Origin of the sequence: Cellulomonas sp. 73-92, from assembly GCF_001898175.1 — a bacterium.
Lineage (GTDB): Bacteria > Actinomycetota > Actinomycetes > Actinomycetales > Cellulomonadaceae > Cellulomonas.
This window is the reverse complement of record NZ_MKTH01000010.1, coordinates 1-2358: the sequence shown is the minus strand read 5'-3', so window position 1 is coordinate 2358 and position 2358 is coordinate 1. Positions and strand designations below refer to the sequence as shown.

At 76.1% G+C, this 2358-nt stretch carries 2 protein-coding genes; both read left to right on the top strand.

The window, feature by feature from the left end; genetic code table 11:
- The coding region (locus BGO37_RS05755; RefSeq protein WP_291753024.1) for a hypothetical protein at positions 1-1025 on the top strand (1025 nt) is incomplete at its 5' end.
- A gap of 123 nt (positions 1026-1148) precedes the next feature.
- The gene (locus tag BGO37_RS05750) at positions 1149-2309 is read left to right on the top strand and encodes an ATP-binding protein (RefSeq protein WP_291753023.1); all 1161 of its coding nucleotides are present in this window, start codon (positions 1149-1151) and stop codon (positions 2307-2309) included.
- The last annotated feature ends 49 nt before the right edge of the window (positions 2310-2358 follow it).

Here is a 2358-nt window from a genome sequence, read left to right as displayed (position 1 = left end):
CGTTCGTGTGGCCGGCGGCGACCGCGAAGCCGCAGAACCTGCCCATCGGGATCAGCGGGCCCGCGGCATCCGTGGCCGCGGTCGAGAAGGCCCTCGCTGCGCAGGACCCCGCCCCGTTCGCCCTCGAGAAGGTGAGCTCGCGCGCCGACGCGGTGGCCCGCATCACGGAGCGGACGCTGTACGGCGCCGTCCTCCTCGGCGACACCCCCGAGGTCCTCGTCGCCACGGCGGCCGGCCCCGCGCCGGCGCAGGCGCTGCGGGCCGTCGCCGCCGAGCTGCAGTCCCAGATCGATGCGTCGGCGCAGAGCGCGCTCATCGCACAGCTGACCGCGATCTCGCAGGCACTCGCCGCGGGCGAGCGGCCGACCCTGCCGGACGCAGGCACCGCCCCGCGCGCCGTTCCCACCGTCCATGTGACGGACGTGGTGCCCGTCGCCGCAGGAGATCCGACGGGCGCGGGGCTCGCGGCCGCCGCGTTCCCGCTCGTCCTCGGCGGCATGCTCGGCGGGATCATCCTCACGCTCCGCGTCCAGGGAGCCATCCGCCGGCTCGTCGGGCTCGCGGCGTTCGGCGTGGCCGCGGGCGTGGTGATCGTCACGGTGATGCAGACGTGGTTCGGCATCCTCGCCGGCAGCTGGCTCCTCAACGCCGCCGCCGTCGCCCTGAGCGTGACGGCCACCGGCGCCCTCATCATCGGGCTTGCGGCGCTCCTCGGCCCGATCGGCATCGGCGTCGGGGCCGTCATCACCCTCCTGGTGGCCAACCCGATCGCCGGGGCCGCGGTCCCGTCGCCGTTCCTGCCCAGCCCGTGGGGCGCGATCGGGCAGTGGTTCGTCCCCGGTGCGTCGGTCACGCTGCTTCGCTCGACGAGCTACTTCCCGGATGCCGCGACCGCCGCGCAGTGGCTCACCCTGGCTGCGTGGCTCGTGGGCGGCGTCCTCCTCACCCTCATCGGGCACCGGCGCACCGCAGCCGAGCTCGCCCCCGCCGCTCCCGAGCCCCCGACGGCGCCGGCCACGGCCTGACCTCGTCGCCGGCGGTCGCCGGCCCCCGGTGTACGCTCTGGGAAGCGTTCGGAAGGGGAGACGGATGACGTGTTCCGCGGGCTCCGGCCGGGCGTCGCTCACCGCATCCCCGGCGCTCCGCGGATGAGCCCCGCGCCGTCCCGGTCCCCGCGCGAACGCGCCGACCGGCGGGTCGCGTGGCTCGTGGTCCTCGGGGGGATGCTGTCGGTCGTCGGCCAGGCACTGCCCGACTTCCTCGCTCAGGCGGCGCTGTTCCCGGTGTGGTGGAATGCCGCCGGCCTGCTGGCGACCGCCGCGCTGGTCGCGCTCGCCGCCGTGGGGCTGTGGCTTCCGCAACGTCTGCTCCGGGTGCTGTGGTGGAGCGTCCCCGCGCTCGTGGTGACGCTCCAGCTCTCCTCCTACGCGGTGCTCGACAGCGGAGCGCCGCCGGTGTCGCCGTGGGTCTGGCGCCTGGAGCCCGCCGCGCTGACGCTGCTCGTGTTCGTCGCGCGACCGGCCGTCGCCGTCGGTGCCACCATCGTGGCCGGCGGGACCGTCGCGCTCTCGGCGTGGATGTTCACCGGCGCAGTGCCGCTCATCGTCGCCTGGAACACGCCGTTCCACATGAGCGAGATCGGCTTCGTGGTGATCTTCCTCGGCATCCGGAACCGGGTCATCGTCCTGAACGAGTCGGAGGACACCGCCCGTCGCGCCGCAGAGCAGAGCGCGGTGGCCGCCGCGATCGCCGACCGCGAGGCGGGACTCGCACGGCTGGTGCACGACGAGGTGCTGTCCGTGCTGAACGCCGCCCTGATGTTCGCCGGGCCGCCGCCGCAGGTCCTGCGGGACGAGGCCGCCACCGCCGTCGGGGTCCTGGACCGCGCGATCGTGGAGCGGGACCGCGACCCGCGCCTCGTGCCGGCCGCCGTCGCCGCGGAGCAGGTCAGGGAGCGGCTCGCGGCGTCCCTCCCCGAGGTGCGGGTGGAGCAGGCGGCGGGCGCCCCGGTTCCGTCGCACGTGCTCGACGCGGTCGCGGCCGCGGCGCTGGAGGCCGTGCGGAATGCGCACCGGCACGCACGCGCGGCGCGGGTCGCGGCATCCGTGCGGGTCCGCGCCGGCGGCATCCGGGTCGTCGTGTCGGACGACGGCGTCGGCTTCGACCCGCGGGCCGCGCGCGCGGGGCGCATGGGCCTCGCGGAGAGCATCGCGGGCCGGATGGCGGACATCGGCGGTGCGGCCGGCGTGGAGTCCGCGCCGGGCGAGGGAACGAGAGTGTGGGTGGCATGGGACCCCGCGGCGAGCTGAACGTCGTCACCGCGCGCGGCACCGGCGCCTCCGGTCTCGCGACGCGGGC